Here is a 24,691-nt window from a genome sequence, read left to right on the forward strand (position 1 = left end):
GTGTCAGTTCCGGGTGGCGTAGGCAACGAAGTCCGCCCAGGCGGTGGGGGAGAGGGCGAGCCGGGGGCCCTGGGTGTGCTTGGAGTCCCGGACGTGGACGGTGGTGGGGCAGGCGGCGACCTCGACGCAGTCGCCTGAACCGCCGCTGCTGTAGGAGGACTTGTGCCAGGAGAGCGCGACCTCCACGCAGTCGTCGCCGGATCCACTGCTGTAGCTGCTCTTGAACCAGGCCAGTTCCGCCGTGCCGCTCATAGCACTCCTCGCATCCGCCGCAACAGGCTCAGGGAGTCCTCCAGGGTAAGAGCCTGTGAGCGCATCCTGGCATACCGCATCTGGAGCATGCTGACCACTTTCGCGTCGGAGACGAACTGACCGCTCTCCTGCCCCTCGCAGTAGCCGAACCACTTGTTGTCGGGGGTCTCCAGCAGCTGCATCGGGCCGTCGAGCCCCGCATGGCTCTCCCGCACCAGCGGCATGATCTGGAGCTCGATGTTGCGCAGTCCGGCCAGTTCGAGGATGTGGTCGACCAGCTCGCGGGTCACCGCCGCGCCCCCCGTCCGCCGAAGGAACAGGTGCTCCTCGAGGATGAAGCCGTACGCCGTGTTGGGGCGTTCCCGCAGCAGCCGCTGCCGTTCCAGCCGGGCCGTCATCTGCGCCTCGATCTGCTCGTCCCCCAGCGGCGGGAGCTGGTTGACGAACAGCGTCCGGGCGTACGCCTCCGTCTGCAACAGGTCCGGAATCAACCGGCATTCATACGTGTAGAGACTGCTCGCCACCGCCTCCAGCCGCACCCACCTCCGGAACCACGCCGCCAGCCCCGGCCGCCGCGAGAGGTGCCGCGCGGCCCGCCGCAGCGCCCCCGTGTTCCCGAGCGCCGCCTCCGCCCGCTCCACGAAGTCGTCGTCCGGCATCCGGCGGCCCAGTTCGATCGAGGCCACCGTGTGCTTGGAGTACCCCACGAGCGGGGCGAAGTCGCCGCGGCTGAGGCCCGCGTGCTCGCGTAACGCCTGGACCACCGCGCCGAACGTCCTGAGACTGTCCGAGGACTCCGGCTCCGTCGCGTTCGTACCGGCTCCGCCGGTGTCCGTCATCGCCATCGGACCATGGTCACGGATGGTGACGCGTACCGTCCACCCGGAGTGCGCGTACGCTGACGGGGCGTACACGGCTCCCCTCTGGAGAAACCCCTGGTAAGGCCGTCAGATTGGGGTTCATGACCGCACCGGCCACCCCACCGACCGCCACCGCCGCGCCCCGACCGCCCGTCACCGTACGTGTGTTCACGCAGCGCTTCAGCTCCACACCGCGCGGCGCCCGGCTCGCCCGGCACCTCGCGCTCCACCAGCTCCACTCCTGGGGCGTTCCACACGGGACGGAGGTGTCCGAGACCGCGGCCGTGCTGGTCGCCGAACTGGCGGCGAACGCGGTGACCCACGGCCGCGTACCGGGGCGGGACTTCGAGCTGAGGCTCGCGCTCGCCCCGGGGAAGCTCACCGTCGACGTGTCGGACACGCGGGGCGAGCGCCGTCCGCCCCGGCCCGGAGCGACCGGCTTCCCGGCCGACCCGGCCGGTGACGCGGAGACCGGCCGGGGCCTGGTGCTCGTCGCCGCGCTCGCCGACCGGTGGTCGGTCCTCGACCGCGTGCCGGTCGGGAAGACCGTGCGCGCCGAACTCGACCTGCCGCGGTGAGCGTTCGCCAGTCGCCTCCGGTGCCGGGCTACTCCACGGGCTGCGGCAGGTCGCCGGGTCACACGGGCTGCAGCAGGTCCCAGCGGTTGCCGTACAGGTCCTCGAAGACGGCGACCGAACCGTACGGCTCGTGGCGGGGCTCCTCCAGGAAGCGGACGCCCGCCGCCGTCATCCGGGCGTGGTCGCGGGCGAAGTCGTCGGTGTGGAGGAAGAAGCCGACCCGGCCGCCGGTCTGCGCGCCGACGCTCGCCGACTGCTCGTCGCCCTTCGCCCGCGCCAGCAGCAGGTCGGTGCCGCCCGCGTCGCCGCCCGGCCGGACCACGACCCAGCGCGTACCGTCGCCCCGGTCGGTGTCCTCGACGAGGGTGAAGCCGAGAGCGTCCCGGTAGAAGGCGACGGCCTCGTCGTAGTCGCGGACGACGAGCGTGACGAGGGCGATACGGGGCAGCGGTGCGGTGGACACGGGGATCGGATCTCCTTGCTCGGGGGCGCCCCAGTATCGCCGACGCTGTGCACAATGCCTCGTATGGACCCGTCGATCGAGCAGCTCACCGACCGTGCCCGACGGCTCGCGCACCCCGGCGCACGGCACCTCCTCGGCATCGCCGGGCCACCGGGGGCGGGCAAGTCGACGCTCGCCGCGGAGCTCGTGGGGCGACTGGGACCGGAGCGTGCCGCGCTCGTCCCCATGGACGGCTTCCATCTCGCCGGGGCCGAGCTGGAACGGCTCGGCCGTGCGCAGCGCAAGGGCGCGCCCGACACCTTCGACGCCGCCGGGTACGCGGCGCTGCTGACGCGGCTGCGCGCCCCCGAGGCGGGTTCGGCGGTGTACGCGCCGGCCTTCGACCGGACCCTGGAGGAGCCGGTCGCGGGCAGCATCCCGGTCGGTCCGGACATCCCGCTCGTCGTCACCGAGGGCAACTACCTGCTCCACGACGAAGGGCCCTGGTCGCGGATCCGTGCGCTGCTCGACGAGGTCTGGTACCTGGAACTGCCCGACGCGGTCCGGGTGTCCCGGCTCGTCGACCGGCACGTCCGCTTCGGCAAGGACCGCCCCCGCGCCGAGCGCTGGGTCCGCGACTCCGACGAGCTCAACGCCCGGCTGGTGGCGCACGGTCGGCACCGCGCCCACCTGACGGTGCAGATGGGGCCCGGTGACTGATCGGCGCCGCTGCCGCGCGCGGGCGCCTGCCTCAGCGGCAGAGTGCGTCGATGTCGTCGGAGAACGTGGGGAATTCGGCCCCGGCCCCGTCGATGATCTGCCCTGCGGGCCGGCGCGGGGTGGTCGCGTGCCGCTCGGCGACGGCGGCCACTCCCGGGTCGGCGTTCGGGCGTGCCTCGCGTTCCCCGAACTCGACGGCCTCCAAGGGGCCTATGCCGTCGGCCAGCACCCAGAGGAAGTCCGACAGGTTCCCCGCCACGACGCCGCGCTCGCCCTCCGAACCCATGAACACCACGGGCTGGTCGGCCGCCGGCCGTCCGGGGCGGGCGAACCATATGGCGGCGAGGCCGCCGGAACCGTCCTGGCCGAAGATCCGGAAGGCGTCGCCGTCCAGCTCGTGGTTGCCGGTCCAGTGGCGCAGCCAGTCGGTCGTCTCCTCGGCGGAGTCGAAGGCGTCGTACGGTTCGAAGTCGACGCCCTCGCCGTCCTCCCCGTACACGAACTCCACGCGGGCCACCTCGGCCAGGGCGGGCGGGAAGGCGCGGTCGTCAGCGGTCGTCTCGATCATGCGGGAACCGTAACCCGCCCCACTGACACAGCCGCCCGTCCCCGTCCCCGGCCGCGCTATGCGCCGAGGCTGCCCATCGCGCGCCCGATGAGCGCGTCGTACGCCCGGTCGGGCAGCACACGGCGGGTCAGGATCAGCGGCTTGGCGCCCATGCCCACCGGGTAACGGGTCCTGGGGCGGCGGCTGGTGGCGGCCCGGCCGATGGCGCGGGCCACGACCGACGGGGACGAGGACCGGCGCGCGTTGCTCTCCGACTCCAGCGCCCCGGCCATCGACGCGATCTGCGCGGCGTACGCGCTGCCGCCGCTCACCTTGCGGAGCCTGTCGGCCGCGATCCCGCTCCATTCGGTGCGGATGGCGCCCGGCTCCACGATGACCACGTCGATGCCGAAGGGCCTGACCTCCATGCGGAGGGAGTCGCTGAAGCCTTCCAGGGCGAACTTCGTGCCGTGGTACCAGGCGCCCAGCGGGGTGTGGATCCTGCCGCCCATCGAGGTGATGTTGATGATGCGGCCGCTGCGGTGCGCGCGCATGTGCGGCAGGACGAGCTGGGTCAGCCGGGCGGCGCCGAAGACGTTGACCTCGAACTGGTACCGGGCCTCGTCCAGGGTGACGTCCTCGACCGGGCCGTACGAGCCGTATCCGGCGTTGTTGACGAGGACGTCGATGCGGCCGGCCTCGGCGACGATCCGGTCCACGCCGGCGCGCAGCGAGTCCTCGTCGGTGACGTCCATGGCGATCGTGCGGATCCCTCGCTCGGCCAGCTCGGACATCCGCTCGACGCGGCGGGCGGCGCCGTAGACGGTGAATCCGCGTGCGTGGAGTTCCATGGCGGCGGCTTCGCCGATTCCGGACGAGGCTCCGGTGATGAGGGCGACCTTGTTCGACATGGCGGGTCCTCCGACGGGGGGCGGCAATAAAGTGAACCAGGACTCACAATCATCATGAGCGCTGGTTCATGTTTGTGCAAGCGGAGGATCCGTGATCCTGAACTAGAATTCATGTTCTTGCCGCGGGCCCGGTGCCGGGCTCCGGCACGACAGCACGGCAGACCGTCCCCTGGCGGACTTGGAGGAACCGATGGCCGCTTCCCGGCCGCTGCGCGCGGACGCCGTCCGCAACCGGACGAAGATCCTGGCCGCCGCGCGCGAGCAGATCACCCTCCACGGGCCCGATGCCCCGATGGACGCGATCGCCGAGGCGGCCGGAGTGGCCGTGGGCACGCTCTACCGCCACTTCCCGACCAAGACGGACCTGGTGGGGGCCGTCATCGCCGAGCACAGCGAGGTCATCACGAGGGAGATCGAGGCCGCTGCCGAACGGGTCGGGGAGGGCTCGCGGGCGATGGCGGAGATCACCCGCCTGGCCGAACGCACGGTCGAGGCCGCGGCCCGGGACCGCAGCATGAAGGCGGCGGCCCAGACCCTGGGCGCCGCGCACTGGACCCAGCAGCAGGAGGAGCGGTTCAGGGGCGCGATGGAGCGGATCGTCGCCGCCGCCGTGGCCGACGGGGACCTCCACCCCGACGTCACCGTCGACGACTTCCTGATGCTCATCCTCACCGCCCCCACCGACCAGGGGCCCGCCGTACGGTCCCGCTGGCTCACCCTTTTCCTGGCCGGGTTCACGGTCCGTGCGCGGCAGGGCGGCGGCGGGGCCTGACGGCGCACCGGCCCGGACCCCGTACCGGACCCGCCAGGCGCCCGGCGCCGGCCGGGCCTGGCAAGCGGGGCGCGTGGTCCGGTCGGTACGCTCGAAACCTGAGCACACGCGGAGGAAAACCGAGCACACGCACGCAACACCTGAGCAATCAGGATCCGATCCGACACAGGACGAGCGGGGGCCGACGTGAGGCTGTTCCGGCGAGGGCCGAAGCGGGACGGGGACGACGCGCCCCGGGACGCGGAGTTCGCCTTCTTCTCGGTGGCGGAGGGCTCGCACTTCCGCGGCCAGGTCCGGGAGGCGTTCGCCGAGCGGGGCCTGGAAGTCACCGTCTACTCCGACGTCGTCACCGACAGCGCCGGACGCCAGTTCGGGCTCGGAAACCTGGCCGCCGTCTGCCACAACGACGAGCGCGGCCCCCGCGTCTGGCCCAAGGTCATCCGCGGCCACGTCGGCATGGTGCTGCGCACCATGGACGCGCCGTCCGCGCTGGACACCCTCCCGCCCGACCAGATCCGTTCCCAGCTGTACCCGCGCGTGATCGGCTCCGAGGGCCTGGACAGGGAAACGTTCCGCTACGCCAGGGCGCTCGCGCCGGGACTGAGCGAGGTGCTCGCGCTCGACCTGCCCGAGAGCGTGATGATCCTGACCGACGACGCCCTCGAGCCGCTCGGGGACGTACCGGTGCTGCGCGAGCGCGCGATGGCCAATTTGCGGGACCTCCCCGTGGAGGGCCACGAGACCATCAAGGACGCCGGGGGCATGCACCTGGAGGTGGTGGTCGGCGACTCCTTCTACACGGCCAGCCGCGTCCTCGTCCTGGACGCGCTCGTCCGCCGGGTCACCGGGCAGCAGCTCACGGAGGACGGCGCGCTGGTCGCGCTGCCGTTCCGGCACCAGATCGCCTTCCACGTCATCCGCGACGCCGGAGTCATCCCGTCCCTGAACGCGCTCGCCGCCTTCGCCGCGTCCGGGTACGCCGACACACCGGGCGCGATCACCCCGTACGTGTACTGGTGGCGGTCGGGGACGCTGACCCAGCTCAGCGACCGCGACGAGGACGGGGACGGGCTGCGGATCGTGGTCGGCGCGGACTTCCAGGACATGCTGGAACGTCTCGTGGCCCGGCATCGCGGCGACGACTGACCCCGGTCCGGCCCGAGAACCGCCATCGTGCCGTTCCGGGGGCCACCGGCCCCGCGGACGAAGAAGGCCGGCCCGGCCGGGGACGGCAGCCCGCTCGACCCGAGGACCGCCGTCCCGGCCCCGGACCGCGACCCGGCCGGCCCAGGACGAGCACCGACCGCAGGAGGAGCCCATGTCCAGCACCGCCGAGTCCGCGCAGCCGGCGCCGTTCACCGCCGACGACCACCGGGCGCGGATGGCCCGGGCCGCCCGGTCCGCCGCCGAGGCCGGGCTGTCCGGTCTGCTGGTGGCCCCCGGCCCGGACCTGGTCCACCTCACCGGCTACCAGCCCGTGCCGACCGAACGGCTGACGTTCCTGGTCCTCGTCGAGGGGCAGGACCCGGTGCTCGTCGTCCCGACCCTGGAAGCCCCGGACGCCGAGCGCGCCGCCGGAGGGCCCGCGCTCAAACTGCGCGACTGGACCGACGGCAAGGACCCGTACGCCGTCACCGCCGCACTGCTCGAAGGACGCGGCCGCTACGGGATCAGCGACAACGCCTGGGCCATGCACCTGCTCGGCATGCAGCACGAACTGCCCGGCACGACGTACACCGCGCTGACCCGGGCCCTCCCCATGCTGCGCGCGGTCAAGGACGAGCGGGAACTGGCCAGGCTGGAGGCGGCGGGAGCCGCCGCGGACGCGACGTACCGCGAGATCCTGAAGGTGCGCTTCTCCGGCCGCAAGGAGACCGACGTGGCCGCGGACCTCGCCGCCCTGCTGCTGGACTTCGGCCACTCGCAGGTGGACTTCACCGTCGTCGGCTCCGGTCCGAACGGGGCGAACCCGCACCACGAGGCCGGTGAACGCGCGATCGAGGAAGGCGACATGGTCGTCCTGGACTTCGGCGGGCTCAAGCACGGCTACGGCTCCGACACCAGCCGGACCGTGCACGTCGGACAGCCGACCGACGAGGAGCAGCGGGTCCACGACATCGTGCGCGAGGCGCAGCAGGCCGGGTACGAAGCGGTCCGGCCGGGTGCCACCTGCCAGGACGTCGACCGGGCGGCGCGCGCGGTGATCGACGACGCCGGCTACGGGGCGTACTTCATCCACCGCACCGGCCACGGGATCGGCGTCACCACCCACGAGCCGCCGTACATGATCGAGGGGGAGGAGCAGCCGCTGGTGCCCGGGATGTGCTTCTCCGTCGAACCCGGCATCTACCTCCCCGGCCGCTTCGGGGTGCGGATCGAGGACATCGTGACGGTCACGGAGACGGGCGGCCGGCGGCTGAACAACACGCCGCGCGAGCTGGCGATCGTGGAGTAGCGGGCGCCGGGGTGGTCCCACGCCTTCGTCGAGGTGATCGGCACCGTCAGGGGTCTGTGGCTGCAGGCCGGCTTCGGCGCAGCTGGCCGTGAGCCTTTTCCCAACCTCGCTTTGAGCTGGTCAGATGAAGGGTGAGGACGGCCTGGACGAGGCTGGTGATCCGGGTGGTCGAGCACCGTAGTCTGCGGAGGCTCGCCGGGACTTTACGGGCGACGGCCTTCTCGACGAGGGCTCGGAAGTTCGCGTGGGACCGGTTCACCGCCTGCTGGCCTGCGGAGAGGGCCTCCCATCGTCCCCACCACGGAACCGGGACCGTGCCGCCGGCACCTCGGCATCCCTTGTCGGCCCAGCACTGGATGCCGGCTTCGGTGAGGGCGCCGACGATGCCTTGGCTTCTGAACTTGATTGGGTGATGTCGGGGGTGTTTGCCAGACGCCGGCCTGTCGGCTGCGGTAGCTGTGGGGCTGTGAGGTACGCGCAGGGCGGCGGGCTGACCGACGCCGAGAGGGCCGCGCGGGAGCGGATCCGGCTGCATGCCGTGAAACGCTTCGAGGGCGCGGAGAAGAACCGGGATCGCTGCCGCGCTGCGGGTGAGCGAGCGGTCGGTGGATCGGTGGCGCCGGGCTTGGCGCGGGTGAGGCGAGGCCGGGATGTCGAAGGGATCGCCCGGACGTCCCAGGCTCAGTTTGGTTCAGATTGCGAGACTGGAGCGGGAGTTGGAGCGTGGACCGCTCGTCCACGGCTGGGCCGATCAGCGGTGGACGCTGGCGCGGGTCAAGACGCTGATCGGTCGACTGTTCCACGTTTCGTACACGGTGGAGGGCCCGTGGCGGCTGCTGAGACGGCACGGCTGGTCGTGGCAGCAGCCCACCTGCGGGGCGATCGAGCGCGACGATGCGGCGGTTGAGTTGTGGAAGAAGGAGGTCTGGCCGCGGGTAAGAGCTGTGCGGCGGCGTGTAACGGCTGGATCGTCTTCGAGGATGAGGCCGGCCAGTCGATGACGCCGCCGCGCTCTCGAACCTGGGGACGGATCGGGCCGAACCCCGGTCGTCCGGGTTCGCGGCCGGGGCTCCGGACGGGCGTCGATGGCGGGTATGACCTGCTACAAGCCGGGCGAGCGGTCCCGACTGATCTACGCCATCCGCGAGTACCGAGGGCGCAAGGGCGAGCCGAAGGGCTTCGGCCGGCGGGACCTCCGCGACCTCTTGGTGCGTGCCCGCATCCAGCTCGGCGGACCGATCGTGCTGGTCTGGGACAACGTCCGCCTCCACCTGACCGCCGGGATGCGGGAGTTCATCGCCGCGAATGCCGCCTGGCTCACAGTGTTCCAACTCCCCACCTACGCGCCGGACCTGAACCCGCAGGAGGGCATCTGGTCGCTGGTCAAACGCGACATCGGCAACCTCGCCGCATCCGACCTGGGCCAGATCACCAGGGCCGTGAAGCGCAGGCTCAAGCAGATCCAGTACCGCCCGGATTTCGTCGACAGCTGCCTTGCGGGCACCGGCCTCATCACGGACGACTGACCGGCGCTGCAGATTCGTCAGTCGCCGTAGTACCGGTCGTAGACGGCGGAGCGCGCCTCCACTGAGAAGCCCTCGAATTCACCGTCTGCCTCGAGTTCGCGCAGTCGATCCAGTGCCGCCGCCGCAGAAGGTGCACGGTTGGCCGAGAGGTGGGCCTTCGTCGCGTCGAGCCCGTGCCCAAGCAGGAATTCGATGTCGATCGAGCACGCTGCGTCGAAGCTGGCTTGCTTCGCACTCCAGATCAGGAGCACGTCGTCGAGGTCGCCGCTGTTGAACAGCTGGAAGCAGCAGAGCCTCATCAGCTCAGTGTCGCCCGCGCCCTGGACGCGTCGCTCACGCGCCGTGTGCTCTCTGAGGAGTGCGCGGATCTCGTCGAGGTCCGCGCCGACGGGGCGAAGCCCGTAGCGGCGCCAGCATTCCTTGACATCCATCGCTGGTCTCCTTGATCGTCCGGCCCGGCCCGTGGCCTATCGGCACGCACCCATCGCCGTTCGGTCGGACGACGGCCCCTCTGCCGGTCACAGTATGCACACCGAGGGCCAGTCCATGTGGGTCGGCGGTCACCGGCGCAGGTAACCGATGGCCCACGCCACCCGACATCACCCAATCAAGTTGAGTTGTTTGTCGCTGCCGCGTTTTCTGACTTCGGGTAGTCCCGGGTACGAAGAAGCGGCTCGCCAAGAAGGACCTTGGCGAGCCGCTTCGGCCGCACGCGATGTCACCCGGCGCCTGTAGTGGCCGACTGCAACACCGTGCAGTCCGAATTCCACGACGGCAGCTCGTGCCGGTCTTGATCGAGATTGCGCCCCGGGTAGCCCGGTGGACCTTCAGGGATCCCGTGGGCTTCCAGAAGGTAGAAGTCCGCACGGTCCCCACTGACGGAAACCTTGCCGTCAGGGAAGAACTCCAACTCCAGTCGCAGACCGCCGTCGGTGATCCGCGAAGGGCGGCTGGACACCACTGAGAATGCCATCAGCTTCTGCTGCTGTGGCACCCCGTCCCACTGGAACGATCGCAGCCCGCGGACCACGAGGAGAGCGGAGTTTCCCATCGGATAGAACAGCGCACTGCGCATCTCGAACAGCAGTGCCGCGCGATTTGCGGTCGGACACACCCTGCAGTCCAGGAGTTGGGCGTCGTCCAGGGCGTCTTGTTCCTTCAGCGGGTCCCAGTTGATGGGCTCCGCAGCCCGCCGGTAATCCTGAGACGTGAAGAGGTCTTCTACAAGGGTCATGGGATCGGAATGTGCCAGTAAGGGTCGGACTTGGTCATGTTTGCTGCCCCGGTTATCGGATGAATGATCTGACCTGCTTCGTTGAGGTAGCTGATGTAGCCCTTGGGGTACGGATGTGGCCCGGTGGTCACCGGATCCGTGACGCACGTACCTGACGGTCTTGTGGAATCCGTTGGCCGAAGCTTGGTCCACTCGGCCTAACCGCTTCATGCGGCCAACAGTGTCGGCTTCACGCCCTGAGTGGGACCCTGGCAACGGTCAGTGCTCCGGAGAACGAGATCTCTGCCATGACCCGACCCTGCAGGGAATGGATCCAGAATTCTGGAACCGTCTCCAGAATCTCAGACATCCGCATAAGCGCAGTTTCCTTGGTCATCTTCAAACTCGGGATGACAATGCTGCCCCACATGAAGATGAGATCGCCTTCGCTCGGCATGAAATCCTGGATGGCATCGCCTACCCGGGAGGCGTCGGCATCTGGTGACTGGACCAGTAAATCGACTGCCGTTCCAGTCCAATCAATGGAAGCGTCGGAGTTACGTGGCAAGCGCCCCAGGCTCTCGTGTTCGTAGTGCAGATGCACTTCCAAGGCCAGCAACTCCACTCCCGGCCGCCCGATCCGCTTTCGAGCTCGAACACCCCCTTCGCCAACCAGAGTCAGTTTGGCCAAGGATCGCGGCAGCATATCCGGTCTTGTGCCATACAGGTTTTCTAGGCTCATTGAATGCTGTCCAGGATCTTGATGAATTCTGCTTCCGTCCCCTTCCAGAGGGCAGTCCACTTTTACGCGTTTCACCGACTTCCACATTGATGTGCGGGCCTTTCTCGGGGTCCCAGTCCAATCGGAACCTCTTGAATTCCCCGTTCACGTGCGTCGTGAATCCGACAACCTTGTTATACGTACTTGTTGCGGTCTCCATGCGGCTGACGTACGGCAAACGCGTCTTTGAATCGAGCTCACCTAGAAGTTCCAACGCCTTATTGCGGGCCGGCTCGTACGCGTCAAACGCGTCGAGGACGATTTCCTTGCACGGCCTGGAATTGTGAACAAGGACCGGCGTGACACCAGCGAGTACATAGTACGTGTGGAGGTTGTTGACGGTGAGGTTGTAGGCGGGGGCGAGCCGGTCCAGTGACGGACGCTGTTGATCTGCGCCGTGCCGCCATCGGGAGTGCGGAGGGTGTCCTGCGATGTGAGGTCGGCGGCGTTCTTCCACTTCTTGTCATTCTCGGCCCAGAAGGGGGGGTGGCCGGTGGCGGTGAGGGAACCGTCGCCGTCGGCCGCGTGTACGGTGATGCTGGTGAAGTCGCGGTCGTCGGGGGTGTAGATGGTTGCGTCGACGCGATGCGAGCCGGTTTCCCCTGTTTCGGGGTTGGTGGCCAAGACATGGTCGCCGACCCTGATCTGTTCGATCGGGCGCGGGGTGCGGTCGCCCATGAGGACAGGAGCGCCAGCAGGGAAGCTGTCCCCGACAGCCTCTCTGGCGCAATCGATCACATCCTTGCCCCGTCGGGTTCCTTTGGCGGCGTCCTCGACGGCGTCTGCGCCCTTCTTGATGATTTTGAGTTTGCCGGCGGGGGTGATGGTGACGACTGCCATGGCGCAATCGCCCCAGGAGGGGTTCTTGACGCATTTCTCGATGTCAGCGCCGCCCACGAGCTCCCATACGAGGTCGTCGAGGCCGAAGGCGTCGCTTTCCTCGCAAGGGTTGGGGTGGGCGTAACCCGCCACCATGGTGTAGCCGCAGGCACCCGGTTCTTTGCGGGCTTCTTCGGCCCGGCAAGGGCAACGGCACCTTCAACACGGCCAAGAAGACCGGCGCCGGCTGGCAGAACATGCGACTGCTCTCCGAAGCCGACTTCAACGGCGACCAGAAGAGCGACCTGATCGCCATCCACACCAACGGCAACATCCACGCCTACCCCGGCAACGACAAGGGCGGCTTCGGCACCCCCATCGTCACCCCCGCCCCAGCCAGCTGATGTGCAAATGACCAGCCGCATGCTGTGAAGTCCTGCGCTTCGACTTCGGTCCGTTCCTCCTCGTTCAGGTGGAACGGACCGAAGTCGTGCAGCAAGCCGGCAACAGCGAAGGGACTCGCACCTGAAAGCGCCGCACGGCACGTGCCATGTCACGCGTCGTGCAGCACCACGCACGACTCGCCCGGCAGTTCCAGCACGCCCTCGGGGCCCGGGGGGCCGGTCTCTTCCCAGGCGGCCAGTACCCTGCCGCCTCCGGCGCCCAGGGGGATGGTGACCGGTTCCTTGCCGAAGTTGGCCGCGACGCGTACGTCGCCCCGGCGGAAGACGAACCAGCGCGCCGCCTCGTCGTAGGCGACCCGCACGGCCGCGAGGTCCGGGTCGGACAGGTCGGGTTCGGTGCGGCGCAGGGCGATCAGCTCGCCGTACCAGGCCAGGAGCCGGGCATGGGGTTCACGGTCCCGTTCGGACCGGTCCAGGCAGGAGCGCTCCCGGGTGGCCGGGTCCTGCGGGTCGGGGATCTCCCGCGCCGCCCAGCCGGTCCCGGCGAACTCCCGCCGCCTGCCCTGCCGTACCGCCTCCGCGAGTTCCGGGTCCGTGTGGTCGGTGAAGAACTGCCACGGCGTACGGGCGCCCCACTCCTCCCCCATGAACAGCATCGGGACGAACGGCCCCGTCAGCACCAGCGCCGCCGCGCAGGCGAGCAGCCCGGGGGAGAGGGTCGCGGAGAGCCGGTCGCCGGTCGCGCGGTTGCCGATCTGGTCGTGGGTCTGGGCGTAGCCCACGAACCGGTGCGCGGGGGTGCGAACCAGGTCGACGGGCCGCCCGTGGGTACGGCCGCGGAACGTCGAGTACGTGCCGTCGTGGAAGAAGACGTGTCCGAGTGTCTTGGCGAGCGCGCCGAGGGGTGCGCGCGCGAAGTCGGCGTAGTAGCCCTGTGATTCACCGGTCAGCGTGGTGTGCAGGGCATGGTGGAAGTCGTCGTTCCATTGGGTGTGGATCCCGAGCCCGCCCTCCTCGCGCGGTGTGGTCGTCCTCGGGTCGCACCGGTCGGACTCGGCGATCAGGAACACCGGCCGCCGTACGTCCGCCCCGAACCGGTCGACCGCCGCCGACAGTTCCTCCAGGAACGTCAGAGCCCGGGTGTCGACCAGGGCGTGGACCGCGTCCAGCCGCAGACCGTCGACGCGGTAGTCCCGCAGCCACGCCAGCGCGCTGCCGATCAGATACGCGCGCACCTCGTCGGAGCCGGGCGCGTCGAGGTTGATCGCCGAACCCCAAGGCGTGTGATGAAGGTCCGTCAGATAGGGGCCGAACGCGGGCAGATGGTTGCCGGACGGTCCCAGATGGTTGTGGACGACGTCCAGGACCACGCCGAGGCCGAGACCGTGGGCCGTGTCGACGAAGCGCTTCAGCGCCTCCGGGCCGCCGTACGGCTCGTGCACGGCCCAGGGCGCGACACCGTCGTAGCCCCAGCCGTGCCTGCCCGGGAAGGGGCACAACGGCATCAGCTCCACATGGCTGATGCCGAGTTCGGCCAGCTCGCCGAGCCGAGCGGCCGCGGCGTCGAGCGTGCCCTCGGGGGTGTAGGTGCCGATGTGCATTTCGTACAGGACCGCGCCGGTGAGGTCCCTGCCGCGCCAGTCGTCGCTGCGCCACACGTACGCGTCGGGAGCGACCACCGCGCTGGGCCCGACCGGGCCGTCGGGCTGCCGGCGCGAGCGCGGATCGGGCAGGACGGGGCCGCCGTCGAGCCGGAAACCGTACCGGTCTCCGTCGACCGCGTCCGCCTCGGCCGTCCACCAGTCCTCCCGCGACGGATCGCGCTCCATTCCCTGTTCGGTGTCCTCCAGCCACAAGTCGACCCGGTCCTGCGCCTGCGGTGCCCATACCTCGAACAGCACTGGTGATCGGTCCCCTGTCTTCTCGGCGTCGGTGGTGCCGGCGCCGGCGGAACGTGGTCGTCGTCGGCGGTTCTTCCCATCCTGGCAACTTCGCCCTCTGGAGGCGCCGTACTCGCCGGTACTAGGGTCCGCGCCATGACATCGCCCTCCGCGACACCTCCCTCCGCGACACCGCTGCCCGCCTTCCCGCCCGGGTTCCTGTGGGGCGCCTCGGCGTCCGCGTTCCAGACGGAGGGCGCCGCCGACGCCGACGGCAAGGGCCCCTCCGGGTGGGACGTCTTCGCCGCGGAGCCAGGACGGATCAAGGACGGCGCCGACGCCGCCCGCGGAACCGGCTTCCACGAGCGCTACCGCGAGGACGTGGCCCTGCTCGCCGGACTGGGCGCCGGCGCCTTCCGGTTCTCCGTGAGCTGGCCCCGGGTGATCCCGGGCGGCAGCGGGCCGGTGAACCCCGCCGGGCTCGGCTTCTACGACCGGCTCGTCGACGAGCTGTGCGAGCACGGCATCACCCCCGCGCCGACCCTCTACCACTGGGACACGCCGCTGCCCCTGGAGGAGGCCGGTGGCTGGCTGAACCGCGACACCGCCGCCCGGTTCGCCGACTACGCGGCCGTCGTCGCCGAGCGCCTCGCCGACCGGGTCCCCATGTGGATCACCGTCAACGAGCCCGCCGAGGTCACCATGCTCGGCTACGCGCTCGGCGAACACGCCCCCGGCAGGCAGCTCCTCTTCGACGCCCTGCCCGCCGCCCACCACCAGCTCCTGGCCCACGGCCTCGCCGTCCGGGCCCTGCGCGCCGCGGGCGCCGGCAACATCGGCCTGGCCGTGTCCCATTCGCCCGTGCACCCGTCGAGCGACAGCGACGAGGACCGGTCCGCCGCCGAGCTCTGCGACACGCTCACCAACCGGCTCTTCTCCGACCCGCTGCTGACGGGCCGCTACCCGGACGGATTCGACGGGCTGATGCCGGGGCCCGTCGCCGACGACCTCGCGGTCATATCCGAGCGCCTGGACTGGTACGGGGTGAACTACTACAGCCCCATGCTGGTCGGCGCGCCCGCGGCGGACGCGCTCGCCTCCTACGCGGGACTGGGCATGCCCGCGGAACTCCCCTTCGGACTGCGGGAGATCGAGGGCACGGAGCGCACCCACTTCGGCTGGCCCGTCGTCCCGGACGGCCTGCGGGAACTGCTGGTCGCCCTCAGGGCGCGCTACGGCGACCGCCTCCCGCCCGTCCACATCACGGAGAACGGCTGCTCCTACGACGGTCTCGACGACGACGCCCGGATCGCGTTCCTCGACGGCCATCTGCGGGCCCTGCACCGCGCGGTCGAGGAGGGCGTCGACGTCCGCGGCTACTTCGTCTGGTCGCTGACCGACAACATCGAATGGGCGGAGGGCGCTTCGCAGCGCTTCGGCCTGGTCCACGTCGACTACGACACGCTGGAGCGCACCCCGAAGGCGTCGTACGCGTGGTATCGGGACGTCATCCGCGCCCAGCGCGCCGTGGGGCCGGCGGACTGACAACACCGCGCCCGGGTCGGGGGATCGCGCCGGGACCGCCGTCGCGGCGCGTCCGCCCTCCTGCGGGGGTGCCGAGCCTGCGGACACCCCCGGACTGATCACCGCACCGGGTCAGAAGTCCAGGTGGACGCGTTCCTGCACCACCGGGTGCCCGGCCTTGGCGAAGTTGGCCGCCATCGGCGCGTTGCCCTGGTCGGTTGCGCCGGCGATGAACTCCGCGCCCTGCTCCGCCAGGTAGTGCGTGCACTCGGCGAGCAGGTCGTACGCGTAGCCGTTGCCGCGGTGCTCCGGAACGACGCCGATGAAGCCGATGCACGGGCCCGACGGGTTGTGCGCCGGGATGTGCAGACCGACGAGGTCGCCGTCCCGGGTGTACGCCAGCTGCCACCACTCGCGCGGCGACGGGCACCAGTGGAAGAAGTCCAGCTCCTCCCGGGCGGCCTGGTCCAGGCCGCCCTCGGCGATGGCGCGCAGCGCATGGGCGTCGAGGGTGCCCGAGTGCACACGGCGCAGCACGTCGAGGAACACCGAGTCGTCGGGTTCGGGCCGGAACTCCAGTCGCCCGGGACGCTCGGGGAGGCCGCAGCCGGGCGTCCACCGGTACTGGAAGCGCTCCACGAGGACGCTCATACCGGCGGCCTTCGCGGTACGGAGCCGCACCTCGGCGGCGGCCCGGGACACGGGGTCCTCACGCCAGGCGGCCGGCAGGATCAGTTCGTACTCGACCCGGAACGGGGAGGTGCGCAGCAGTTCGGCGCCGGCCTCCTCCTCGCCGTCGGCGACGTCGAACCAGTTGAGGTTGACGGGGGCCGTGTCGTCGGCACCGCCCCACCAGGCGGCTCGTGCGACGACCTTCCCGTCGCGCAGGGCGACCCGCTTCCACTCGGGGCGGTGGGTGGCTCGGGCCAGTGCCCGGCCCACACCGAGCGGATCGGGCAGGGTGTCGAAGAGATGTGCGTCGCTCTCGGAGAGCGCGCGGAAGATCGGACCGGTCGAAGCGGTCATGAGAAATGTCCTCCGGGACTGCGGAACGGGTACTGCGCTCCCGGTCAGACGACGGACGCCGGGCGGTCGGGGCGGGAGCGCGGGAAACATGGGTTCGTCACGGCACTCGCCTCCTTCCACCGGTCCTGGGCGTCGTGGTCAGGGTAGACGCACCGGGGGGAGTTCTCCAGTGCCTTTTTGACAGGCCGTCGGGCCGCCTGCCGGTGCGCGGGCCGTGGGCACGCGGGCCGCCTCGCCGCGCGGGGGCTCCCGGCGCGGATACGCGGGGAAGGGACGCGACACGGGCCGAGTCCCTCTCCCGTGTCCCTGCCCGCGTCCCCTTCCCCGCGTTGCCGAAGGTGCGTGCCCGTGCCGTGCCCCTGCCGTGCCCGGGCTCAGCCGCCGGACACCGCCGCGTTCAGCTGCTCGCGGACGTAGTCGGCATGACGGAGCAGCCCGGTCGCCGCCTCGCTCTCCAGCTCCTTCAGCTCTCCCACGAGGGCGTCCATCCGGGCGACCCCGTCCTCGGCGCGGCCGAGGGCTCGCTCCGTCCAGGCGGCGCGGACCAGGCACTGGACGCGGTCGCGCAGCGCGGCCTCGCCGAACTCCGCGAAGGCCGCACCCGCCCGGTCGAGCAGCCGGACCATCTCCTCGCGGGTGGCGGCATCGGAATCGGGACCGCTTCCCTCTCCGGCTCCTTCGCCGGCCCCGTGCTCCGCGACGCCGGGGTCGTCGGTCTCGTCGAACTGCTCCTCCCCGTCGAGCTCCTCGGCGTCCTCGTCCTCGTCGTGATCGTCGTGATCGAGGCCGTCGTCCAGCAACTGGGCCAGCTGTAGCCAGGTCTGGGCCCGCTCGTAGCGCAGCTGGGGTTCGTCCGAGCCGTCGAGCACGTCCAGCGCCTGCTCCATCAGGGACCGGGCACGCTCGCGGTCCGCGCCGGACCCCGCGTCATCCTCGCCCTCGTCGTGATCGTCGCCGGCGGACATCCAGGCGAGGGAACGCAGCGCCCGTACCTCACCGACGGGGTTGTCGCCCGCGAGCCGGTAGAGCTCCAGGGCACGGGCGTACGCGGACTCGGACTCCTTCCTGAGCCCGGCCTGGCCGAGTGCCTCGGCGGCCGAGTGGGCGAGACCGGCCTCGGGGCCGGGCTCTCCCCAGCCCTTCACCGTCTCGGCGGCCTGCAGGAACTGCTCGGCGGCGGCGCGCGGGTCGCGCAGCTCCTGCAGCAGCCGGCCCAGCGTCTCCCGGGCCTGTACGCCTTCCTCCTCGCCGTGCTCCAGCAGATCGGGCAGCGCCGACTGGAGCACCTCGGCCGCCTCGGCGGTGCGGTCGGTGACCGCGTACGCCCGGGCCAGCAGCAGCCGCGCCCGCGCGCCGCCGCTTCCGGCCAGCCCCTCCTGGTCGAACCAGTGCGCCGCGTCCAGCGCGTGCACCGCGGCCTCCTCGGCTCCTTCGCCGCCCCGGCGCATCAGCGCCTCCGCGAGGCTCATCCGTACGGAGGCCTGCTCACCGCCGTCGGTCACCTCACCGGCGTGTTCCAGGGCGGTACGCGCCACCGCCTCTGCCTCGCCGAGGGCTCCGAGTGCCGCCAGTACCCGCGCGCGCACCGCCAGCGGTTCCACGGCCTCCCACGGGCGTTCGGCGGCGAGGCAGTGCCGGGCCGCCGAGTCGAGCAGCGGATCGGCCCGGACGAGGTCTCCCACCGTCAGGGCCAGCTTCGCCAGCAGCAGCTCGGCGGCGCCGACCACATCCGCCACGTCGGCCGCCACGGCCGCCTCCCCGGAGCCGGACGCACCCGCGCCGGCGACGAAAGCCTCCAGCTCGGCCACCATCAGGGCGTCCACCCCGTGACCGGGTACGTCGTGCCCAGCCCCGTCGCCGTGCCCGGCTGCCTGCTCGGCGCCCTCCGGGCCCTCGCCGGTGCCGTCCTGCCCCTCCTGACCGTCGTCCGCTCCGCGGGAGTGCTCCTCGTGTCCGCGCAGGAACGACTCGATGCGGATCCTGGTCAGTTCGGCCGAGGCGAGACGCCGGGGCCGCGCCGGGTCGGACCCGTCCACGGCTTCGGCGGACGCCAGCGCCGTGCCCAGCAGCCGGCGGATCTCCTGCGGCGCGGACCCGAACTGGACCGCCGTCCCGGCCGCCGCCAGGTCGGCCCAGGCCGCCCGGCCGTGCTCCCCGGCCTCCCGGTGCGCTCCGGCGGCCTCGGTGAACAGCGTCACCGCCTCCGCCTCGCCGGCGATCGCGGCCGTGTGCGCCCGGTGTTCCAGCAGGTCTCCCGCGAGCCCCGCGTCCGCGCCGTCCTCGTGCGCACCGGCGAGCCGCGCGACGGCTGTCCACAGGTCGTCGGCGGACGGGTGCCCGCGGCGGCGGGCCGCACGGGCACGCTCGACCAGCGCGGGGAAGTCCGCGTCGGCCGTTCCCGGACCCGTCCCGCCGGCAGATGCCACGCCCACACCGACCGGACCCGCCGCGGCGGTCGTGCCCGTTGCCGCGAGGCCGGACGCACTCGCACCGGACTCCGGGAGCGTGCGCGCCGGGCGCGCGGGCACCGTGCCGGAGGGCAGCGCCTGGTTGCGCACGCCGAGCGGGAGCGCGTCGACCAGAGGCTGCCGCGCGATGCGCTCGGACAGCTGCGCCGAGACGTGCGCCGAACCGTTGCGCGCGTCGAACCGGGCGGCGATCCCGAACGCGTCCGCGTGCAGCAGCTCGTACAGCTCGCCCACGGTGCGGGGCGTGCCCTGGTAGGAGGCCGCGGGCAGTTCGCCGTGCCCGAGGTCCACGAGCCTGCGCAGCAGGACCAGGATCCCGCCGGTGAACTCCATCTGCGACTCGACGTCCGCGAGCGGCCCGAGGTGGCTCGCGTGCTCGGCGAGGATCTCCAGACCGCGCGACTCGTTGCCGGTCAGGGCGCAGAACTCGATGTGCTCGCCCACCGAGCGCAGCAGGCTGTCCTTGCCGCGCGTCATCCGGTAGCCGCGCAGATGGTGGGAGCGGGCCTCCGCGGACCGGCCGAGCCGCACCAGAGGCAGCAGCGAGTGGGCGAGCACCCGGTGCGGTTCCTCCATGCAGGACTTGCCGCCGGACAGCACCGGTTCCCAGATCTCGACCGCTCTGGCGTCGTCGCCCTTGCGCGCCCGGTACCAGCCCTGGGTGTTGATCTCGCAGGCGTGGCAGTCGCTCATGCCGTCGCGTTCGGCCGCGGCCCAGCCCGCCATGGCCCGGTCCATCCGGTCCTCGTCGCCGATCGCGTCGGCGAGGTGGAACTCGGCCTGGCGCACGGCCCGTTCGCTGTAGCCGGCCAGCCGGTAGCGGCGCTCCATGTCGGTCAGCCACCGGTCCACCGTGCCGAGCGGGATCTCCGGGGACTCGACGATCCGTCCCGCCACCCACTTGAAGCGCCAGAACAGGCTGTGCACCTCGTAGGAACCGAACGACGACGGGTCCTTGTCGTACTCCTGGAGGAGCCGGGCGAACGGCACCACCATCCTGGTGCGCTCGGCGCTGTACTCGTACGCGTCGATGAGGCCCTGGAGCGACCTGCGGAAGAGTTCGCGGTCACCGGTGGCCTCGGCGGCGGCGCTCAGCGCTTCCGCGCGGGCGTTGCGGGCGGCGCCGTGGGGGGCGCAGGAGTTCTCGCCGAGTCCCTGGCGGATCTCGTCGGGGGTCATCGAGGTCACTGCTGGTCCTCCTGGGGGTTCGCGCTCTGCGCCGCGGAGTGGGTCGCCCATTCCAGGAGCCCGAGGAAGGCCCGGTTGAGCAGGGTGGAGTCGGCCGGGCGCAGCGGGCGCTGCGACATCAGCAGGGCCTGGCCGTACAGCGACTCGACGGCGGTGCCGGTGAGCTCGGCGTCGGGCAGCGCGGCGATCCTGCGGATCAGCGGGTTGTTGTGGTTCAGCACCAGCCGGGCACGCGGCGCCGAGCCGCGCAGCGAGCCGAGGATGTCGCTCCACAGCGAGTCGGCGGTCTCCTGCGCGCTCGCCCGGTCGCGCTCGTGCCTGGCCTGCCGGTCGTCGAGGAACAGCGCGGGCACCGTCACCGGCTGGAAGGCGCGCAGCGCCACGTCGCAGCCGTGCGGGTCCAGCCTGGCGCGGGCGGTGCCGAGGAAGGCGGCGAGGGCCAGTTCCTCGGTGGTGGGGACCGGGTCGAGCCGGTCCGTGACCGCTCCGGCGTCGAGCTCGCTGACCTTCACCGACGGCCGGATGCCGCTGAGCAGGCCGAGCAGTTCGGCGTCGTACGTGTAGCCCGCGTTGACCACGCCCAGACCGTGGGCGGCGGCGATCGGGGCGATCTGCCGGAACTCCTCGACGGTGCGGGTGAAATGGATCTCGGAGTGCGCGGCGGCGAACTCCTCCAGGTTCTGCTGTCCCTCGCTGGTCTCGAACGGCAGCCACGGCAGCATGAGCTCGAACAGCTCGGGATCGTGCCGGGCCAGGGACTTGACGCCGAGGTGGTGGACGGACAGGAACGCGGCGAGCCGGTCGGGCGCCCCGGCGGCGAGCTCCGCCAGCCACTGCCGGATCCGGGCGCCGAGGGCGTCGCGGACGGCGGCCAGCGTCTCGTCGTCGTACAGGTGCTCGCGGGAGGCGGTGGGGCGCAGGGAGTCGGCGTCCACCACGGCCCGGACGAAGAACGCCCACTCCGGCAGGAGCTTGTCCTCGTGGTCCGTGAGGAGCATGCCCTTCAGATAGGCACGGTGACCGGTCCGGTGCGCGGGGCTCGTCGGCTCCGGCAGGACGTAGGCGACGCCGCGGACCCCGGCGACCGGCAGGTCCAGGTCGATGATGTCGAGCGGGGTGAAGCCGAACAGCCGTGCGCAGTGGCCCGACAGTGCGACCCGGCGGGCGGCGGGGGTCGGGTGGTCGCGCTCCCAGACGGCCGGACGGTCGGTGACGGGACGCTCGTCGCCGTCGTCGCCCCGGAAGGTGATGTCGTACGGGAGGAGCGACCCGAAGTCCCGGGCCAGTTCCTCGACGCGGGCAGCCGCCGTCCACTCCTCCGCGCCCGGGCGCGGCTCGAGGTACACGGTCGTGCCGGCCTCGGGGCGCGCCTCGTCGGGCAGGACGCGGACGGTGTACGAGCCGTCGTCGGACGCGAGCCACTCCACGGGGGCCGCGTCGGAGGTCCTGGCCGAGCGGGTGACCACGCGGATCTCCCGGGCCACGACGAAGCAGGCGAGCAGGCCGATCCCGAACTGGCCGAGGAACTCGCGGCGTGCGGACTCAAGGCCGAAGTCGCCGCCGCGCTTGCTGCTCCGGCCGATCGTGGCCAGGAGGGTGCGGACCTCGTCTGCGGTCAGGCCGATCCCGCTGTCCTCGATCGAGACCCGGCCGGCCTCGGAGGAGAGCCGGACGCGGACCGGCGCGGCGGGGTCGACGGCGTGGCGGGCGGTGACCGCGTCCACGGCGTTCTGCAGCAACTCGCGTACGTACACGCGCGGGCTGGAGTAGAGATGGTGGGACAGCAGATCGACCAGTCCGCGCAGATCGACCTGGAAGCTGCTGACGTCCGGCGGGGTCTCCCCGGCCCGTGCGTCGGAAGTCATCGTGCATCACCTCGCGTTGGAAACTCATGGGAAGTGGTGATCGCGAGGTCCCCCCCTCACAGATCACGAAGCGAGAGACAGAGTACGGGCGGCCACCGACAACCTCCTCCGGATTTGCCCCGGGCCGCCTCCTGTCGCCAGTGGGCGGGCCGGGTGGCGGGCGTTCACGGCACGGCGGGAGACCGCTGTGCCCCCTGCCCGCCGGGGCGGTGCCGCCGGGCGGTGGGCGTTCACGGCACGGCACGGCGGGGCGACCGCCGTACCGCCCTGCCCGCCGGGGCGGTGCCGTACCGCACGAAAGTGATCTTCAACGTTCCTTCTGGACACCCGGGGCGCTCGGCCGGACAATCACGACTGTGACGTCCTCCTTCGAGTTCCAGACCTATCCCGCGCGGCCCTCCGACGCCGAGCGGGAGCGCGTACTCGGAGTGCTCCGGGAGGGCGCCGTCCAGGGCCGGTTGTCCCACGACACCTTCGTGCGGCGCATGGAGCTCGCCCTGACCGCCCGCGGACCCGACGAACTCCGCGCGCTCACCGCGGACCTGCGGCCCGACGGCGGCCGGCTGGCCGAGAGGCTGTACGGCGCGGTGGGCAGGATCTCGGCGTTCTCGGTGCGGCTCGGCCGCGCCTGGCGGGCGGAGCGGCTGCCTCCGCTGCTGCTGCCTGAGCCGGGACCGTATCCGCTGCGCATCGGCCGCGACCCTTCCAACGGACTGCGGCTCAGCCACGAGACGGTGTCGCGGTTGCACGCCGAACTGGCGCTGCGCGGCGGGCTGTGGGTGCTCCGGGACCTCGGTTCGACCAACGGCACGACCGTCAACGGCCGTCGTGTGACGGGCTCCGTGGTGGTCCGGGCCGGCGACATGGTGAGCTTCGGCCACATGAGCTTCCGCCTCGACGCCCGCTGAGACTTAGGGCGTCGCGGGGCACATCACGGGTACGGCTCACGCGGACGCCTTTCGCCCCGGGCCCGTCCGCCGCGCCCCGGGACGGGCTCCGCGCGCGGGGTACGGGCGGGCCTTCGCCCGGGACCCCGCGTACGGGATTCGGCGCCCGCCCCGTGCGCCCAGCCGCGGCCGGCCGGCCCAGGGGCGGAGACCGCACCGTCACCGTCCGTCATCCCCTGAATCGCGCCGTTCCTCCCGAGTCGGTACTTTCTTGATCAGGTGTCCTCTCGCGTCGACGGCCGCGCCCCCGCGCCCGGCCCTTCGCCAGAGCCCGAGGCAAGGAGGCAACATGTCCCGACCCATCGCCGTGGGAGTGGACGGCTCCGACGGAAGTCTCGCGGCCGTGGACTGGGCCGCCGACGAGGCCGCGCTCCGCGGCGCTCCACTCCGGTTGGTGAACGCCACCCGGTGGGCCGAGCACCAGTTGCAGGCCGTACGGGTGTCCCACGAGGACCGGGCCAGCCAGGCCGAGGGCGTTCTCGGCGCGATGGAGGAGCGCGTCCGGTCCCGCAGGCCGGAGCTCTCCATGACCGCGGACGAGATCGAGGATTCGCCGGCGAGCGTCCTGCTGGAGGCGGCGTCCCGCGCCGATGTGCTGGTCGTCGGGTCGCACGGACTCGGCACCGCCGGCGGTTTCATCATCGGCTCCGTGGGCCAGGAGGTCGTCGCGGACGCCAAGGAGCCCGTGGTGCTGGTGCGGCCGGACTACCGCGAGGACGCGCACGGCACGCCCGGCGGCGGACAGCGCAGGGTGGTCCTCGGCCTCGACGTGGCCGACGCCAGGGACGAGCTCATGGAGTTCGCGTTCGACTACGCGGCACGGAGAGACGTCCCGCTCCACGTCGTGCACAGCTGGCACGCCCCGTTCTTCCACCGGCACCGGTCCTCCGCGGACGCGGAATCGGGTACGCAGGCCGAGATGGCCGCGGCGCTGGCCAAGGTCGTACGTCCGTTCCGCGACAAGTTCCCCGCCGTGAAGGTGACGGAGGAGTCGGCTCCCGGGCGGCCCGCCGGCTGGCTCGTGGAGGCCGCGGCGGATGCCCGTCTGGTCGTCGTGGGCCGGCGCCGGGCGTCCTCCGGTTCGCACATCGGCTCGATCACCCACGCCGTCATCCACCACGCCTCCTGCCCGGTGGCCGTGGTCCCGCACGGCTGACGCGGCGGCGTGTCCGACGCGGATCGCCCACGCCGGGCACGCGGCCCGGGGCACCCGGCCCCGGGCACGTCATCCGTCGAGGTACTGACTGCCGCGCGTCCCGGGCAACGCACCCGCCCCCGCATCTCACCCCGAGCGGGTGAGGCCCGCCCCGGGCCGTCGGGGACACGATGCGGGCAGGGCCCGGCGCGGGCCCGCTGCCCCCTGCCGTCCGTCGCACGAGGCTCCGCGCGCGGACCGCGCGCCGTGTCCGCCCGCCGAACCGGACCGCCGGCCCGCTCGACCCGGCCGGAAGGCCGCCATCCACCCGCAACCCCGCAGCCCCGGAATCCGGAACCCAGACGCCCGGAGCCCGGA

The 24,691-nt window shown here is 71.6% G+C and carries 21 protein-coding genes and 4 pseudogenes; 10 read left to right on the forward strand and 15 right to left on the reverse strand.

Translation table 11 applies throughout. The features are described from left to right. Positions 1 to 3: 3 nt before the first annotated feature. Together BLT82_RS01380 and BLT82_RS01385 are read right to left on the reverse strand one after the other, a co-directional pair. Complete coding sequence (locus BLT82_RS01380; protein ID WP_093651901.1) at positions 4 to 252, reverse strand: DUF397 domain-containing protein; 249 nt, start codon at positions 250 to 252, stop codon at positions 4 to 6. After that, complete coding sequence (locus BLT82_RS01385; protein ID WP_093651902.1) at positions 249 to 1,097, reverse strand: helix-turn-helix domain-containing protein; 849 nt, start codon at positions 1,095 to 1,097, stop codon at positions 249 to 251. Before BLT82_RS01385 ends, BLT82_RS01380 begins: the two co-directional genes overlap by 4 nt. Before the next feature lie 116 nt (positions 1,098 to 1,213). On the opposite strand from BLT82_RS01385, the gene BLT82_RS01390 reads away from it, so the two are divergent. Further along, positions 1,214 to 1,690 (forward strand): ATP-binding protein, encoded by a 477-nt coding sequence (locus BLT82_RS01390; RefSeq protein WP_093651903.1) that lies wholly within the window; start codon positions 1,214 to 1,216, stop codon positions 1,688 to 1,690. Between the two features lie 58 nt (positions 1,691 to 1,748). On the opposite strand, the gene BLT82_RS01395 is transcribed toward BLT82_RS01390, so the two are convergent. Continuing rightward, the gene (locus tag BLT82_RS01395; RefSeq protein WP_093652210.1) at positions 1,749 to 2,138 is read right to left on the reverse strand and encodes a VOC family protein; all 390 of its coding nucleotides are present in this window, start codon (positions 2,136 to 2,138) and stop codon (positions 1,749 to 1,751) included. Between the two features lie 78 nt (positions 2,139 to 2,216). Here BLT82_RS01395 and BLT82_RS01400 point away from each other — a divergent pair, with 78 nt between their 5' ends. Beyond that, positions 2,217 to 2,852 (forward strand): nucleoside/nucleotide kinase family protein, encoded by a 636-nt coding sequence (locus BLT82_RS01400; RefSeq protein WP_093651904.1) that lies wholly within the window; start codon positions 2,217 to 2,219, stop codon positions 2,850 to 2,852. Positions 2,853 to 2,883: 31 nt separating this feature from the next. Here BLT82_RS01400 and BLT82_RS01405 read toward each other — a convergent pair whose 3' ends face one another. Together BLT82_RS01405 and BLT82_RS01410 are read right to left on the reverse strand one after the other, a co-directional pair. Further along, positions 2,884 to 3,420, reverse strand: a complete 537-nt coding sequence (locus tag BLT82_RS01405; protein ID WP_093651905.1) for an SMI1/KNR4 family protein — start codon at positions 3,418 to 3,420, stop codon at positions 2,884 to 2,886. A gap of 56 nt (positions 3,421 to 3,476) precedes the next feature. Continuing rightward, the gene (locus BLT82_RS01410; RefSeq protein WP_093651906.1) at positions 3,477 to 4,310 is read right to left on the reverse strand and encodes an oxidoreductase; all 834 of its coding nucleotides are present in this window, start codon (positions 4,308 to 4,310) and stop codon (positions 3,477 to 3,479) included. A 190-nt stretch (positions 4,311 to 4,500) separates the two neighbouring features. Between BLT82_RS01410 and BLT82_RS01415 the strand changes: the two genes are divergently transcribed. The 3 genes from BLT82_RS01415 (at position 4,501) to BLT82_RS01425 (ending at position 7,537) form a co-directional block, all read left to right on the forward strand. After that, complete coding sequence (locus tag BLT82_RS01415) at positions 4,501 to 5,082, forward strand: TetR/AcrR family transcriptional regulator (RefSeq protein WP_093651907.1); 582 nt, start codon at positions 4,501 to 4,503, stop codon at positions 5,080 to 5,082. A gap of 186 nt (positions 5,083 to 5,268) precedes the next feature. Then, entirely contained in the window at positions 5,269 to 6,228 is a 960-nt protein-coding gene (locus BLT82_RS01420; protein WP_093651908.1) for a DUF1444 domain-containing protein, read from the forward strand. A 172-nt stretch (positions 6,229 to 6,400) separates the two neighbouring features. After that, positions 6,401 to 7,537 (forward strand): aminopeptidase P family protein, encoded by a 1,137-nt coding sequence (locus BLT82_RS01425; protein ID WP_093651909.1) that lies wholly within the window; start codon positions 6,401 to 6,403, stop codon positions 7,535 to 7,537. A 112-nt stretch (positions 7,538 to 7,649) separates the two neighbouring features. Here the strand turns inward: BLT82_RS01425 and BLT82_RS01430 are convergent. After that, a pseudogene (locus BLT82_RS01430) lies at positions 7,650 to 7,988 on the reverse strand (IS5/IS1182 family transposase); the annotation flags it as partial. 15 nt (positions 7,989 to 8,003) lie between these two features. Here BLT82_RS01430 and BLT82_RS38945 point away from each other — a divergent pair. After that, a pseudogene (locus tag BLT82_RS38945) lies at positions 8,004 to 9,063 on the forward strand (IS630 family transposase). 17 nt (positions 9,064 to 9,080) lie between these two features. Here BLT82_RS38945 and BLT82_RS01445 read toward each other — a convergent pair. From BLT82_RS01445 to BLT82_RS38640, 5 genes and pseudogenes are all read right to left on the reverse strand, one after another. Continuing rightward, on the reverse strand, positions 9,081 to 9,494 hold the full coding sequence (locus BLT82_RS01445) for a hypothetical protein (RefSeq protein WP_093651910.1): 414 nt from the start codon (positions 9,492 to 9,494) through the stop codon (positions 9,081 to 9,083). A gap of 287 nt (positions 9,495 to 9,781) precedes the next feature. Continuing rightward, entirely contained in the window at positions 9,782 to 10,297 is a 516-nt protein-coding gene (locus tag BLT82_RS01450) for a hypothetical protein (protein WP_093651911.1), read from the reverse strand. A gap of 229 nt (positions 10,298 to 10,526) precedes the next feature. Then, on the reverse strand, positions 10,527 to 10,967 hold the full coding sequence (locus BLT82_RS36755; RefSeq protein ID WP_167745922.1) for a hypothetical protein: 441 nt from the start codon (positions 10,965 to 10,967) through the stop codon (positions 10,527 to 10,529). 397 nt (positions 10,968 to 11,364) lie between these two features. Next, positions 11,365 to 11,514 (reverse strand): annotated as a pseudogene (locus BLT82_RS37695) (hypothetical protein); the annotation flags it as partial. Next, positions 11,505 to 12,032, reverse strand: a pseudogene (locus BLT82_RS38640) (Hint domain-containing protein); the annotation flags it as partial. The pseudogenes BLT82_RS37695 and BLT82_RS38640, both read right to left, overlap by 10 nt. Positions 12,033 to 12,133: 101 nt before the next feature. Here BLT82_RS38640 and BLT82_RS01465 point away from each other — a divergent pair. Next, entirely contained in the window at positions 12,134 to 12,280 is a 147-nt protein-coding gene (locus BLT82_RS01465) for a hypothetical protein (RefSeq protein ID WP_244291775.1), read from the forward strand. 149 nt (positions 12,281 to 12,429) lie between these two features. Here BLT82_RS01465 and treZ read toward each other — a convergent pair whose 3' ends face one another. Then, entirely contained in the window at positions 12,430 to 14,181 is a 1,752-nt protein-coding gene (treZ, locus tag BLT82_RS01470) for a malto-oligosyltrehalose trehalohydrolase (protein WP_093651913.1), read from the reverse strand. A 135-nt stretch (positions 14,182 to 14,316) separates the two neighbouring features. On the opposite strand from treZ, the gene BLT82_RS01475 reads away from it, so the two are divergent. Then, positions 14,317 to 15,705: a GH1 family beta-glucosidase gene (locus tag BLT82_RS01475; protein WP_093651914.1), complete on the forward strand. Its 1,389-nt coding sequence runs from the start codon at positions 14,317 to 14,319 to the stop codon at positions 15,703 to 15,705. Positions 15,706 to 15,816: 111 nt separating this feature from the next. Here BLT82_RS01475 and BLT82_RS01480 read toward each other — a convergent pair whose 3' ends face one another. The 3 genes from BLT82_RS01480 to BLT82_RS01490 form a co-directional block, all read right to left on the reverse strand. Beyond that, positions 15,817 to 16,710, reverse strand: a complete 894-nt coding sequence (locus BLT82_RS01480) for a GNAT family N-acetyltransferase (RefSeq protein WP_093651915.1) — start codon at positions 16,708 to 16,710, stop codon at positions 15,817 to 15,819. Positions 16,711 to 17,084: 374 nt separating this feature from the next. Then, on the reverse strand, positions 17,085 to 20,366 hold the full coding sequence (locus tag BLT82_RS01485) for a hypothetical protein (RefSeq protein WP_093651916.1): 3,282 nt from the start codon (positions 20,364 to 20,366) through the stop codon (positions 17,085 to 17,087). Next, the gene (locus BLT82_RS01490) at positions 20,363 to 22,231 is read right to left on the reverse strand and encodes an HSP90 family protein (protein ID WP_093651917.1); all 1,869 of its coding nucleotides are present in this window, start codon (positions 22,229 to 22,231) and stop codon (positions 20,363 to 20,365) included. Before BLT82_RS01490 ends, BLT82_RS01485 begins: the two co-directional genes overlap by 4 nt. Positions 22,232 to 22,587: 356 nt before the next feature. Between BLT82_RS01490 and BLT82_RS01495 the strand changes: the two genes are divergently transcribed. Both BLT82_RS01495 and BLT82_RS01500 read left to right on the forward strand, forming a co-directional pair. Then, positions 22,588 to 23,139 (forward strand): DUF1707 and FHA domain-containing protein, encoded by a 552-nt coding sequence (locus BLT82_RS01495; protein ID WP_093651918.1) that lies wholly within the window; start codon positions 22,588 to 22,590, stop codon positions 23,137 to 23,139. 328 nt (positions 23,140 to 23,467) lie between these two features. Continuing rightward, entirely contained in the window at positions 23,468 to 24,334 is an 867-nt protein-coding gene (locus tag BLT82_RS01500) for a universal stress protein (RefSeq protein ID WP_093651919.1), read from the forward strand. Positions 24,335 to 24,691 lie beyond the last annotated feature (357 nt).

Source organism: Streptomyces wuyuanensis (assembly GCF_900103455.1).
GTDB lineage: Bacteria > Actinomycetota > Actinomycetes > Streptomycetales > Streptomycetaceae > Streptomyces > Streptomyces wuyuanensis.